This window comes from Mesorhizobium sp. B3-1-8 (assembly GCF_006439495.1).
Taxonomy (GTDB): domain Bacteria; phylum Pseudomonadota; class Alphaproteobacteria; order Rhizobiales; family Rhizobiaceae; genus Mesorhizobium.
The window spans coordinates 1-12,181 of sequence record NZ_VFTK01000002.1; the positions used below are offsets into that span (position 1 = coordinate 1).

Consider the following 12,181-nt stretch of genomic DNA (forward strand, 5'->3'; position numbering starts at 1 on the left):
GATCCCCAAAAATCAGTGTTGAATCTGATTTGCCGGCCCGTGGGAATCCCAATTCCTTAAATCGTCACTACGGCCTAAAATGAAAAAGCTCATCCTTCAGATGCAGATGTCGGTCGACGGCTTTGTCGGCGCGGACGAGGGGCGTCGCTGGCAGCTCTGGGAATGGGGCGATGACAATGCCTGGGACGAAGAACTCAAGCAGGATTTCAACGCTATCTTCCAAACAATCGACACCATCCTGTTGAGCCGCAAGATGGCCGAGGAGGGGTATCTGACCCATTGGGGCAACGCGGCGAGAAAATACCCGAAGGATCGCTTCTATGCCTTCGCGCAACGCATCGTCGAGGCTGAGAAGATCGTGGCGAGCGACAAGCTCGAGGCTTCGCGCTGGGAACGCACCCGCGTCGTCAGTGGCGACCTGCCGCGCGAGGTCGATGCGCTGAAGCAGGGCGCGGGCGGCAACATCGCCGTGTTCGGCGGCGCGGGCTTTGCCGCCGCGCTGATCGCCGCCGGCCTGGTCGACGAGTTCCAGCTCTTCATCAATCCGGCGGTTCTGGGCAGCGGCCGCCGCATCTTCGAGAAGGGCGGTTTTGCCAAGCTGAAGCTCCTCGGCTCGAAGCCCTATGCCAGCGGCATGGTGGTGAGCCGCTACGCGCCGGCACAATGAGGAGCGACACCGAGGTCGCGCCGGCTTGAATCAATCCGTCAGTGCGTCTTCTCAACCGCCTGTTTGGCCGTGCCTTTCGCGCATCGGCGGCGAGCCGCCTCCGCTGACCAACCGCAGGTGCGCGCCTCGCCGGCCGGGCCGTGGCCAAACCGCCTGGTCGTTGCCCGCCGCGACGAACCAGCGGGCCTCGCGCGATGTCAGGCCGATAAGCACCCGGCCGGCATATTCGGCCGGCGCGCCATTGCCCGCATCGAACACCGCCCAACTGCCGCCGGGCGGCTCCTGCACCGCGACGAACCTCATCGCAGACTCCATCTGTGAAGAGGTGGGCAATATAGCAGGCGCGACTTGGCGTTCCTATGACGTGGCTCACATTGGCACACTTTTGCGGTGGATAGCACGGCTCCGGCAGCAAGCAGGCCGTGTGTTCCACCAGTCTCCTTGGCTGCCGGTCGCCCTATTGACCAGCCTGGTCAGCGTCGGTCAGCGTGCCGAGGAAGGCGACGATGTCGTCGATCTCGGCGTCGCTCAGCGCCGGCTTGTCGCCCGGCTTTTTGCGGTTGAAGGGTGGGTCGGTGTTGAGGTTCGGCCAGTAAGCCTTTGGCAGATCGTCGAATTTGTCGACCGTGCCGTCCGCCTTCTTCGGATACCAGCGCCCGGGATCCGTATCGCGGCTGGCGTAGAAGGCGACCGCCTCGCGCAGCGAGTGGAAATAGCCGTTGTGGAAGAAGCTCTTTCGCAAGGCCACGTTGCGCAGGGTCGGCGTCTTGAACAGGCCGCAATATTCGGCGCGGCCTTTGAAATCGGTGCGCAGCGGTCCGCACAGGCCGAGGTCGACATAATTGGGATCGGCGTTGGCGGGGATCGCCGGATTGCGCGGCACGGCGATCGCGATCAGGCCGTAGTCGGTGAACTGCGGCGGCTCGCCGTCATTGGCGGGCTCGCTGAGATGGCAGCTCGCGCAATTGCCCTTCGCTTCGTCCTCGAACAGCATGCGGCCGCGCAATTCCTGCGCCGAGAGCTGCGCCTTGCCGGCGAGGAAAGCATCGTAGCGGCTGGAATAGGGATAGAAATCGGCGCTGCTCTGCTCGAATGTGCCGAGCGCTTCGACCGCGGCGTCGAAGGCATCCTGCGGGTGCTCGAACACATCGGCGCCGAACGCCGCCTCGAAGGCGCCGGCATAGGGCGCCTTGCGCAGCGCCGCGACCACCTCGGCCTCGTCCTTGTTGCCCATCTCGAAGGGCGACAGCAGCGGGATCCTCGCCTGGTCCTTGCCGTGGTCGGCGCGGCCGTCCCAGGTCAGGCCGCCGGTCGGGCCATTGTCGACGCTCTCGTCGCCTTCGTCCTCGGAGTCGTAGAAATGCTCGGTGAAGGCAGGCGCCGCCTGCAGGTAGCGCAGCGACGGCACGGCGCGAACGCCGGGCTGGTCGAGCTTGGCTCCGCCCATCTCGACGGGTGCCGCCGAGGCCGGCCCGAAGGCGTGATTGGGATCGTGGCAGGACGAGCAGGCCTGCTTGCCCGAGGCGGAGAGCGAAGGGTCAAGGAACATCTGCCGCCCGAGCGCCGTCAGCGCGTCGGCGCGGGCGAAGGCTTCCTGGCGCGACATCGGACCGGGGTGGACACCGGACCGCTCCGCGGTGCTCGCAGGCGCGGTCAAGCCGACGATCGAGGCCGCCAGAAGGGTGATCGCGTGATTTTTCCGTCCCATCGTCTGTGGCGACATCCCTGATTTCCTTCGCCCGATTTCGTTCGCGACGTAAGGATCGAGTGCAACGGATTGATGACTGGCTTTCTCGCTCACGAAACCGTGTTCGGACACTGCGGAAATGTCACATGGGTGACAAGGCTCCGAAGTAGCTCGGCATTGATGCAGTTGCGTTCCTGCATTGCCGTCCTCCAGCCATTCCCAAGCCACGAGGCATTTCCCGATGACCCGATTCTTTCTCTCCCCCCGGTCCTTCCTCTCGCTTTGCCTTGCCTCCACGGCGCTGGCATCGTTCTCCGCTGCTGCCCACGCGGCTCCTCCCGGCTACGACAAGATCGACACCGTCGTCGTCATCTACGCCGAGAACCGCAGCTTCGATAACCTCTACGGCGCCTTCCCCGGCGCCAACGGCCTGGCCAACGTTTCGCCCGACCAGGCGCGTCAGCTCGACCGCGACGGCAAGCCGCTTTCCGAACTGCCGCCGGCCTGGGGCGGCTTGACCGGCAAGGGCGTCACGCCGGCGGTGACGGAGGCGCAGAGCGCGCATCTGGCCAACGCCACCTTCGCCATCGACGATCCCAAGGGCTTCAACGAGGGCACCAACGTCGTCACGCACGACCTCTGGCACCGCTTCTACCAGGAGCAGATGCAGATCGACGGCGGCCGGAACGACAAGTTCGTCGCCTGGGCCGATTCCGGCTCGCTGGTCATGGGCCACTATGACGGCTCCAACCTGCCAATGTGGGCGATCGCCAAAAAATACGTGCTGGCGGACAATTTCTTCCAGGGCGCCTTCGGCGGCTCCTTCCTCAACCACTTCATGCTCGCCTGCGCCTGCGCGCCCCACTATCCCAATGCCGACACCAGCCCGGTGAAGGGCCAGATCGCCGTTGTCGAGCCGGATGGCGTGACGCTGAAGCCGGCCGACAACTCGCCCGCCTCGGCGCTGGGCGGCGTGCCGAAATTCGCCAATGACGGCGCCATCACGCCCGACTTCTACGCCGTCAACACCATGCAGCCGCCTTACCAGCCGAGCGCCAACAAGCCGGCCGAGGGCGGCGACGCAGCACTTGCCGATCCGGCTGCGCCCACCACGCTGCCGCCGCAGCACGAGATCACCATCGGCGATCTGCTCTCGCTCAAGGGCATTTCCTGGGCCTGGTATGCGGGCGCCTGGCAGGCGGCGCTCGACGGCAAGAACGCCACGCCCGTGCCGAACTTCCAGTTCCACCACCAGCCCTTCAACTATTTCGCGGCCTATGCCCCGGGCACGGCCGCGCGGGCCGAGCACATCAAGGATGGCGGCCTTGACGGCGTGGAGTTCATCAAGGCGATCGACGACGGCAAGCTGCCGTCCGTCACCTTCTACAAGCCGCAGGGCAACCTCAACGAACATGCCGGCTATGCCGATGTGACCTCGGGCGACCAGCACTTGGCCGACCTCGTTTCGCATCTGGAGAAGAGCCCGCAATGGGCCCATATTCTGGTCGTCATCACCTATGACGAGAATGGCGGCTTCTGGGATCACGTCGCGCCGCCCAAGGCCGACCGCTGGGGCCCGGGCAACCGCATCCCGGCCTTCATCATCTCGCCCTATGCGAAGATGGGCACGGTCGACCACACCCAATACGACACGACCTCGATCCTGCGTTTCATCACCGCCCGCTACGACCTGCCGGTGCTGCCGGGCATCGTCGCCCGCGACAAGGCGCTGCGCAACAACGATCAGCCGCCGATGGGGGATTTGACGGCCGCGCTCGATCTGACGAAGTAGCGTTTCAGAACTGGACACCTCTCCCCCGCCAGAGGCGGGGGAGAGGTGTCCGCGAAGCGGACGGAGAGGGGGCCTTCGTAGGGCGCTCCCCCTTTCCGTCTCGGCTTAGCCGAGCCACCTCTCCCCCATTTCATGAGGGCGAGGAAACGCCAATCGCCCACGGCCTGCCTCGGCGATTGCCTCAGTGAATTCCCGTCCGCTATCAATGTCTCCGAATTGGAGACCACGCGATGGCAGACCTGAAAGTCAGAACCCGAAACGCCGGCGCGCTCGCCGTCCTGCCGCCGGGCGGCCTGCCGGTGGTCACTACACCGACCGGCGGCACCGTCGATGTGGTCACGCAGGTCAGCGCGTCCGGCTTCAGCCCGCTCGACCTGCTCTACGCCTCGCTGGCTGCCTGCATGGTGCTCAGCGCCCGCATCGTCGCCACCCGTCTCGGCGTCGCCGACCGGCTGGGCGAGATGAGGGCGGATGTGACCGGCGACAAGGCGAAGGACGAGCCGTCGCGGCTGGAAACCTTCAATATTCGCCTGACGATCGCCGGCGACCTCGACGCCGCGACGAAAGAACGGATCCTGGCGGATGCCGAGGATATCTGCACCGTCTCAAACACGCTGCGCGGCGCGCCGGCACTTCACGCGAAGCTCGGGTGAGGCCGATGGCGCATCTTTCGCCGATCGACTACGCCACCGCTTCCGCCGAGATCCGCGCCGAGCACGACCGCGAGCTCGCGCTGCGCGGCCGCATGACAAACATGAAGCGCATCCTGCTTCACTCGCCGGCCGCCCACCGCATCTACGCCGAATGGTTCACGCTGCGCGATCTGCTGAAGCCAACGCTCGACGACCGCGCCATCTGGCTGTTCTCGAAGACGATCGCCGAGGCGATGCGCGCCGAGATCCCGGTGACCTTCTTTCGCCGCGCGCTGATCGAGAACGGCCTCGATCCGGAGGCGATTGAGCCGTCGACCGACGAGGCGCTGCTGATCGGTTTCGGCAAGGCGGTTGCCGCCGACGCCAATGCCGTCCCGGACGAGACCTGGGCCGCGCTCAAGGCGCGCTATGACGAGGCGTTGCTGGTCAATCTCGTTGCCTTCGCCGGCATCATGGTGGCGACGTGTGTGTTTACCAATGCGGTGAAGGTGGACCTCGATCCGGAGCTGGAGGCGTATCGCCAGCAGTGAAGCGCGTTTTCCCTTCTCCCCCTTGTGGGAGAAGGTGGATCGGCGCGCAGCGCCGAGACGGATGAGGGATGTTCCAGCTTGGCGAGAGGCTTGAAATCGCCGCCGCCTCATTCCTGCCAGCACTCCTCATCCGACCTCGCTTAGCGCGGCCACCTTCCCCCACAAGGGGACACAAGGCGAGAAGGGTAAAGTCGGCGCCCACCTCCGCAGGAATCGGGTGGCCCCCGCATCGCCTTCGCCCCACTTTGATGGCAAGCAAGGAGGCAACCCATGACCATCCATTCTCTGAACACCAAGCGCGTCGGCCGCTCCGCCGAATCCCGCGTCGACGCGCAAAACTGGCATGCGCTGGTGTCTGATCTGAACGCCCATGGCTGCGCCGTCGTGCCCGGCCTGCTCCCGCCCGAGGAATGCGCCGATATCGCTGCGCTCTATCCGCATGAGGAGCATTTCCGCAGCCATGTGGTCATGGCCCGCCACGGCTTCGGCAAGGGCGAATATCGCTATTTCCGCTATCCGCTGCCTGACCTGATCGAGGGACTGCGCATCGCGCTCTATCCGCGCCTCGCCACGGTCGCCAATGACTGGAACGAGAAGATGGGCGTGGCGCAGCGTTATCCGGCCGAACACGCTGCCTTCCTGAAGCGCTGCCACGACGAAGGCCAGGTGAGGCCGACGCCGCTTCTGCTGCAATACGGCCCCGGCGACTTCAACTGCCTGCATCAGGATCTTTACGGCGCACTCGCCTTTCCGCTGCAGGTGGCGGTCCTGTTGTCCGAGCCGGGTGAGGATTTCACCGGCGGCGAATTCGTGCTCACCGAGCAGCGCCCGCGCATGCAAAGCCGCGCCGAGGTGGTGCCGCTGAAGCGCGGCGATGCGGTGATCTTTGCGGTTCACAACCGGCCGGTGCAAGGCACGAAGGGGTACTATCGCGTCAACCTGCGCCATGGCGTGAGCCGCTTGCGGTCAGGGCGGCGGCATACGGTCGGGATCATCTTCCACGACGCGAGGTGAGTAGGCAATAGGCAATAGGCAATAGGTTACGTCGAGGCCGAGAAGCGATGAGGGGTTCCTTTATCCCGCGCATTCGATTATTGGCCCTACTCCCTACTCCCTACTCCCTACTCCCCACTCCCTACGAGCCCATGATCCGTCTTGAAAATATCGGCAAGCAGAACGGCCGACAGATCGTCTTCATCGAAGCCTCGGCCGCCTTGCAGAAGGGCGAGAAGGTCGGACTGGTCGGCCCGAACGGCGCCGGCAAGACGACGTTGTTCCGCATGATCATCGGCCAGGAGCAGCCGGACGAGGGCCAGGTCTCGGTCGATCGCGGCGTCACCATCGGCTATTTCAGCCAGGATGTCGGCGACATGGGCGGTTTGAGCGCCGTGGCAGAGGTCATGGAGGGCGCAGGGCCGGTCAGCGCGGTGGCCGCCGAGATGCGCGAGCTCGAACATGCCATGGGCGATCCCGACCGCGCCGACGAGATGGACCAGATCATCGAGCGCTACGGCGAACTGCAGCACCGCTTCGAGGAACTCGACGGCTATGCGCTGGACGGCCGCGCCCGCGAGGTGCTCGACGGCCTCGGCTTCAGCCAGGAGATGATGGACGGCGACGTTTCGAAACTCTCCGGGGGCTGGAAGATGCGCGTCGCGCTTGCCCGTATCCTCCTGATGCGGCCCGACGTCATGCTGCTCGACGAGCCGTCGAACCATCTCGACCTCGAAAGCCTGATCTGGCTGGAGAAATTCCTCAAGGATTACGACGGCGCGCTGCTCATGACCTCGCACGACCGCGAGTTCATGAACCGCATCGTCAACAAGATCATCGAGATCGACGCCGGCGCACTCACCTCCTATTCCGGCAATTACGAATTCTATCAGGAGCAGCGCGCGCTGGCCGACAAGCAGTTGCAAGCGCAGTTCGAGCGCCAGCAGGCGATGCTGGCCAAGGAAATCGCCTTCATCGAGCGTTTCAAGGCGCGCGCTTCCCATGCCGCCCAGGTGCAGAGCCGGGTGAAGAAGCTCGACAAGATCGACCGCGTCGAACCGCCGAAGCGGCGCCAGACGGTGGCCTTCGAGTTCCAGCCGGCGCCGCGCTGCGGCGAGGACGTGGCGACGCTGAAGGGCATCCACAAGGCCTATGGCAGCCGCAATATCTATTCGGGCCTCGACTTCCAGATCCGCCGCCGCGAGCGCTGGTGCGTGATGGGCGTCAACGGCGCCGGCAAGTCGACGCTTCTGAAGCTGGTCGCCGGCGCCTCCGAGCCGGACGAGGGCTCCGTCGCGCGCGGCCCGAGCGTCAAGATGGGCTATTTCGCCCAGCATGCCATGGAACTGCTCGATGGCGAGCGCACCGTCTTCCAGACGCTGGAGGACTCGTTTCCGCAGGCCGGTCAGGCGCCGCTGCGCGCGCTTGCCGGCTGCTTCGGCTTCTCGGGCGACGAGATCGAGAAGAAGTGCCGGGTGCTGTCGGGCGGCGAGAAGGCGCGGCTGGTGATGGCGCTGATGCTGTTCGACCCGCCCAACCTGCTGGTGCTCGACGAGCCGACCAACCATCTCGACATCACCACCAAGCAGATGCTGATCGAGGCGCTGTCGCAATATGAAGGCACCATGCTCTTCGTCTCGCACGACCGCCATTTCCTGGCGGCACTCTCCAACCGTGTGCTGGAACTGACGCCAGACGGCATCCACACCTATGGCGGCGGCTATACCGAATATGTCGCGCGCACCGGCCAGGAAGCACCGGGGCTGAGAGGGTAGGCAGCAGGGCCGGCCCTCGGCCGACAGCGCTTCATCTGGCGTCAGAGCGCGTCGTAGACGGCGTCGATCAGGGCCTTGCGGCGCGGGTCCACATCGTCGAAACCCACCATGCGGTTGGTGACATAGCCGAACCCAACGCCGGCGCCTGGGTCGGCAAAGCCGATGGCGCCGCCCCAGCCGGTATGGCCGAATGTCTGCGGCGATGCGCGGCGGGCATAGACAGGATCCTCGATCTGATAGCCGGCGGCGAAGGCGGCTGGCAGCGCGAAGCTGTCGTCCATGCCGCGAAAGCGCGGCCGTGCGGCTTCTTCGATCGCCGCGCGGCCGATCAGGGGCTTGCCCTCAAAGCTCCCGCCCGCCGCCATCATGCCGTAGATACGCGCCAGCGCGTGCGCGGTGGACTGGCCGTTGCCGCCCGGCACCTCGGCGGCACGCCAGGCGCGGTCGTTGGGCGCCAATGCGCGGGGCGTTGGATTGTCGCATGCGTGGGGAAAGGGAGAGGCGCGCACGAAGTCGACCCAATCGGACGTCTTCGGGCCCTCGATCATCTCGGCGGCGCGGGAATCCTGGGCTTGCGGCAGGCCGACATGGAAATCGGCCCCAAGCGGGACTGCGATCTCTTCCGCGATGAAACATCCGATACTGCGCCCGTCGACGCGCCGCAGCACCTCGCCGGCAAGATGGCCGTAGGTGAGGGCGTGATAGACGCACCGGCTGCCGGGCTCCCATAGCGGCGACATGGCGGCAAGCGCGTCGGCATAGGGCACCCAGGCGAGCAGGCCAGCCTCATCCATCGGCACGGCGAGACCGTTCAGCCCGGACTGGTGCGACATCACCTGGTCTAGCGTGATGTACTCCTTGCCGCCCGCCGCGAATTCCGGCCAATAGCGCGCCACCGGTGCGGCATAATCCAGCTTGCCGCGCTCCACCAGCATCGCGATCGCCAGCGCCACGACGCCCTTGGTCGAAGACCAGACATTGACCAGCGTGTCACGCCGCCACGGGCGGGTGCGCGCGGCATCCGCATGGCCGCCCCAGAAATCGACGACCGTCCTGCCATGGACCACGACCGAGACGCCGCCGCCATGCTCGAGGCCTTGAGCGAGACACCAGGCGAACGCATCGCGCACTCCGGCAAAACGCGGATCGCAGACGCCGTCTATGGTCATGCGCGAATTCCCACCAAATGCGCCTCAACCGAACAGCTTGGTCACAAAGCCGCTGAACCAGGCAAGCTGCGCTGCGTGGTGGGCCGCCATCAACCTGTCCTGTTCGTCCCGGTCCTGCGCGCCGAGCGTTCCGTAGGGCGCGCCTTGCCGTTCCTGCCAGCGCCGAAAGCCGGCCGGACCCTGCTCGGCATGGAATTGCAGCGCATAGGTCTTGTCGCCGATCCGGAACGCCTGGTTGGGGAACGTGTCGCTCGAGGCGAGATGCACGGCGCCGGCCGGCACGGCGAAAGTATGAAAGTGGTTCTGCGGCAGGAAGAGCGGCCGGTCGAGGAAATCGCCGGCTTCGGCCGTCGGCGTGATCTCGAAATAGCCGAACTCCCGGATGCCGCTTTCCACCGGCCCGACATCGGCGCCGAGATGCCAGGCGATCTGCTGCGCGCCCTGGCAGATGCCGAGCAGCGGCAGATCGTTGTCCAGGCAATGCTCGATCAGCGCGGCTTCGTCGTTTAGGAACGGGTGTATGTCGGTGTCGAAGACATTGAACGGACCGCCATAGATCACCGCTCCATCGACGGACCCGAGGTCGATCGGATCGCCCTTGAACGGCATCGCGGTCGTGATCGCATGGCCGTTCGCCTTAAGCGTCGTCTGGACATGATCGTCGCCCGGCTCTTCCGAATGCCTGACCAGAACAATGCGCTTCATAGGAACACCTGCCGCTCATGCCGTAGGAATACGATAAAGCTAAGCGGGCTGCCGAAAATGTGCCAGCGCCCAGTTCCGACTGGACGCCGGCAGGCCGCGCAAGCGCGGCACCGGGGCTCACCCTCTCGCCAACCCGCGATCGATCAGTCGCGCCAGGCGCGCCGAGAAGGCCTTGGCGTCAGCCGGCTTGTCGCCGTCGAGCACGCGCGCTTCGTCGTAGAGCAGGTGCGCTGCGTCTTCCTTGAACGCTTTTTCGTCGTCGCCGAGCTTTGCCAGCGCCGCCACGCGCTCATGGCGCGGGTTGATCTCGAGGATCGGTTTGGCGGCCTTCTCGAGCCGGCCGGCGGCATTGAGCAGACGTTCGAACTGGCGGTCCGGGCCATGCTCCGGCGCGACCAGGCAGACGGCGCTTTCGGTCAGCCGGTCGGAGGCCTTCACGTCCGACACCTCCTCGCCAAGCGTGGTCTTCACGAAGGCAAGGAACGTCGCGATGTCGGATGACGTCTCGGTGTCCGGCTTTGCTGCGTGCTCGGGCAGCGCGACATCGGCAAGCTCGGCCGCGCCCTGCGTCACCGACTTGAATGGCTTGCCGTCGAATTCCGGCGCCATCGTCACCCAGAAACTGTCGACCGGGTCGGTGAGCAACAGCACCTCGATACCGCGTGCGCGAAACCCTTCCAACTGCGGCGAGGCCTCCAGCCGGGCGCGGTCGTCGCCGGCCATGAAGAAGATCGCCTTCTGGCCTTCCTTCATCGCTCCAACATAATCGGCAAGGCTGCGCCAGCCTTCGCCTGAAGTCGTCGAACGGAAGCGGGCAAGCTTCAGCAACTGCTCGCGCCGCTCGTAGTCCTCGTAAAGCCCTTCCTTCAGCACGACGCCGAAATTTTCCCAGATTTTGGCGTAGGCTTCGGCATCGTTGTCGGCGAGCTTTAGGAGATCGCCGAGAACGCGGTTGGTCACGCCCTTGCGGATCGCTGCGAGCAACGGGCTTTCCTGGATCATCTCGCGCGACACGTTGAGCGGCAGGTCGGCGGAATCGACCAGGCCGCGCACGAAGCGCAGGTAGCGCGGCAACACGTCGGCGTCGTCGGTGATGAAGACGCGCCGCACATAAAGCTTCATGCGGCCCTTGCGGTCCTGGTCGAACAGGTCGAACGGCCGCGATCCCGGCACGAAGGCGAGAACGCTGTATTCCTGCCGGCCCTCGGCGCGGAAATGGATGGTCGAGGCCGGCTCGTCATACTGGCCGGCGATGCTGCGGTAGAAGTCGGTATATTCTTCCGGCTTGATCTCGCTCTTCTGCCGCACCCAGAGCGCCGTGCCGTCGGCAATGTCGCGCGGCTCGGCGCCGGGTTTCTCGACAAGCGTGATCGGCACCGGCACATGGCCCGACTGCGACTTCGCCAGGCCCTCGAGCCGGTAGGACGTGGTGTAGGAAGAGGCGTCCTCCATCAGATGCAGCACCACACGGGTGCCGCGCCTGGGCGCCGCCTCGAGCGGCGCCGGCGCGATTTCATAGGTGCCCTTGCCGTCGGATGACCAGCGGAAGGCCTCGTCGCTGCCGGCCTGGCGGCTGATGACGTCGACCCGGTCGGCGACCATGAAAGCGGAATAGAAGCCGACGCCGAACTGGCCGATGAGCTGCGTGTCTTCCGCCGCCTTGCCCGCCTCTACGCGCTCCAGGAAGGCGCGCGTGCCGGAGCGCGCGATGGTGCCCAGGGCCTCCGCCATCTCGTCGCGGCTCATGCCGATGCCGTTGTCCTCGACGACAAGCTCTCTGTTGTCCGGATCGGCCGCGATCGTGATGCGCGGCTTGGCATCGTCACCCAGAAGCTCGGGCCGGCTCACCGCCTCGAAGCGCAGCTTCTCGCAGGCATCGGCCGCGTTGGAGATCAGCTCGCGCAAGAAGACGTCACGGTCCGAATAGACCGAATGCACCATCATGTGCAGCAGCCGCGAGACGTCCGCCTCGAATGTCCTGGTTTCCGTATTCTGATCCGTCATCTCGCCTTTCCCAAATCTCCATTCTGCCTGACGCGCCAGAGGCGTTTCAGGGATTCATCCCACGATTGTTCAATTGTGCCGCGGCCCGGGCGGGACCGGCTTCGGCAGGACAATATCGGGATGCGAGGGGAAGGCAACAAGAGGCGGCGAGAGGTATGTGGAAAGCCGACTCCATCGAACGCTCTGCGATCGGATCGGCAGGGGGA

Annotated in this window: 11 protein-coding genes; 6 read left to right on the top strand and 5 right to left on the bottom strand. The window is 65.4% G+C overall.

Annotated elements, in window-relative coordinates; all coding sequences use genetic code 11:
- The first annotated feature begins 79 nt into the window (after positions 1–79).
- Complete coding sequence (locus FJ424_RS01840; RefSeq protein ID WP_140658361.1) at positions 80–667, top strand: dihydrofolate reductase family protein; 588 nt, start codon at positions 80–82, stop codon at positions 665–667.
- 51 nt (positions 668–718) lie between these two features.
- Here the strand turns inward: FJ424_RS01840 and FJ424_RS01845 are convergent, their stop codons facing one another.
- Together FJ424_RS01845 and FJ424_RS01850 are read right to left on the bottom strand one after the other, a co-directional pair.
- Complete coding sequence (locus FJ424_RS01845) at positions 719–970, bottom strand: hypothetical protein (protein WP_140658363.1); 252 nt, start codon at positions 968–970, stop codon at positions 719–721.
- A 154-nt stretch (positions 971–1,124) separates the two neighbouring features.
- Positions 1,125–2,390, bottom strand: a complete 1,266-nt coding sequence (locus FJ424_RS01850) for a cytochrome c peroxidase (RefSeq protein ID WP_140658365.1) — start codon at positions 2,388–2,390, stop codon at positions 1,125–1,127.
- 205 nt (positions 2,391–2,595) lie between these two features.
- Between FJ424_RS01850 and FJ424_RS01855 the strand changes: the two genes are divergently transcribed.
- The 5 genes from FJ424_RS01855 (at position 2,596) to FJ424_RS01875 (ending at position 8,097) form a co-directional block, all read left to right on the top strand.
- Positions 2,596–4,146 (top strand): acid phosphatase, encoded by a 1,551-nt coding sequence (locus FJ424_RS01855; RefSeq protein ID WP_140658367.1) that lies wholly within the window; start codon positions 2,596–2,598, stop codon positions 4,144–4,146.
- A gap of 230 nt (positions 4,147–4,376) precedes the next feature.
- Positions 4,377–4,799, top strand: a complete 423-nt coding sequence (locus FJ424_RS01860; RefSeq protein WP_140658369.1) for an OsmC family protein — start codon at positions 4,377–4,379, stop codon at positions 4,797–4,799.
- 5 nt (positions 4,800–4,804) lie between these two features.
- On the top strand, positions 4,805–5,329 hold the full coding sequence (locus tag FJ424_RS01865; protein ID WP_140658371.1) for a hypothetical protein: 525 nt from the start codon (positions 4,805–4,807) through the stop codon (positions 5,327–5,329).
- Positions 5,330–5,599: 270 nt separating this feature from the next.
- Positions 5,600–6,343 carry a 2OG-Fe(II) oxygenase gene (locus tag FJ424_RS01870; protein ID WP_140658373.1) on the top strand — a complete coding sequence of 248 codons (744 nt, stop codon included), beginning with the start codon at positions 5,600–5,602 and terminating at the stop codon, positions 6,341–6,343.
- Between the two features lie 131 nt (positions 6,344–6,474).
- Positions 6,475–8,097: an ABC-F family ATP-binding cassette domain-containing protein gene (locus FJ424_RS01875; RefSeq protein ID WP_140658375.1), complete on the top strand. Its 1,623-nt coding sequence runs from the start codon at positions 6,475–6,477 to the stop codon at positions 8,095–8,097.
- 41 nt (positions 8,098–8,138) lie between these two features.
- On the opposite strand, the gene FJ424_RS01880 is transcribed toward FJ424_RS01875, so the two are convergent.
- The 3 genes from FJ424_RS01880 to htpG all read right to left on the bottom strand — a co-directional run bounded on the left by FJ424_RS01880 (position 8,139) and on the right by htpG (position 11,975).
- On the bottom strand, positions 8,139–9,266 hold the full coding sequence (locus FJ424_RS01880; RefSeq protein ID WP_140658377.1) for a serine hydrolase domain-containing protein: 1,128 nt from the start codon (positions 9,264–9,266) through the stop codon (positions 8,139–8,141).
- 24 nt (positions 9,267–9,290) lie between these two features.
- On the bottom strand, positions 9,291–9,971 hold the full coding sequence (locus FJ424_RS01885; protein WP_140658379.1) for a glutamine amidotransferase: 681 nt from the start codon (positions 9,969–9,971) through the stop codon (positions 9,291–9,293).
- 117 nt (positions 9,972–10,088) lie between these two features.
- The gene (gene htpG / locus FJ424_RS01890; RefSeq protein WP_140658381.1) at positions 10,089–11,975 is read right to left on the bottom strand and encodes a molecular chaperone HtpG; all 1,887 of its coding nucleotides are present in this window, start codon (positions 11,973–11,975) and stop codon (positions 10,089–10,091) included.
- Positions 11,976–12,181: the final 206 nt, after the last annotated feature.

Excerpts from the sequence above, each read along its gene's own strand:
- FJ424_RS01870 (WP_140658373.1), top strand. The coding sequence starts at position 5,600 with ATGACCATCCATTCTCTGAACACCAAGCGCGTCGGCCGCTCCGCCGAA.
- FJ424_RS01855 (WP_140658367.1), top strand. The coding sequence starts at position 2,596 with ATGACCCGATTCTTTCTCTCCCCCCGGTCCTTCCTCTCGCTTTGCCTT.
- FJ424_RS01860 (WP_140658369.1), top strand. The coding sequence starts at position 4,377 with ATGGCAGACCTGAAAGTCAGAACCCGAAACGCCGGCGCGCTCGCCGTC.
- FJ424_RS01845 (WP_140658363.1), bottom strand. The coding sequence starts at position 970 with ATGAGGTTCGTCGCGGTGCAGGAGCCGCCCGGCGGCAGTTGGGCGGTG.
- FJ424_RS01840 (WP_140658361.1), top strand. The coding sequence starts at position 80 with ATGAAAAAGCTCATCCTTCAGATGCAGATGTCGGTCGACGGCTTTGTC.
- FJ424_RS01880 (WP_140658377.1), bottom strand. The coding sequence starts at position 9,266 with ATGACCATAGACGGCGTCTGCGATCCGCGTTTTGCCGGAGTGCGCGAT.
- FJ424_RS01865 (WP_140658371.1), top strand. The coding sequence starts at position 4,805 with ATGGCGCATCTTTCGCCGATCGACTACGCCACCGCTTCCGCCGAGATC.
- htpG (WP_140658381.1), bottom strand. The coding sequence starts at position 11,975 with ATGACGGATCAGAATACGGAAACCAGGACATTCGAGGCGGACGTCTCG.
- FJ424_RS01875 (WP_140658375.1), top strand. The coding sequence starts at position 6,475 with ATGATCCGTCTTGAAAATATCGGCAAGCAGAACGGCCGACAGATCGTC.
- FJ424_RS01885 (WP_140658379.1), bottom strand. The coding sequence starts at position 9,971 with ATGAAGCGCATTGTTCTGGTCAGGCATTCGGAAGAGCCGGGCGACGAT.
- FJ424_RS01850 (WP_140658365.1), bottom strand. The coding sequence starts at position 2,390 with ATGTCGCCACAGACGATGGGACGGAAAAATCACGCGATCACCCTTCTG.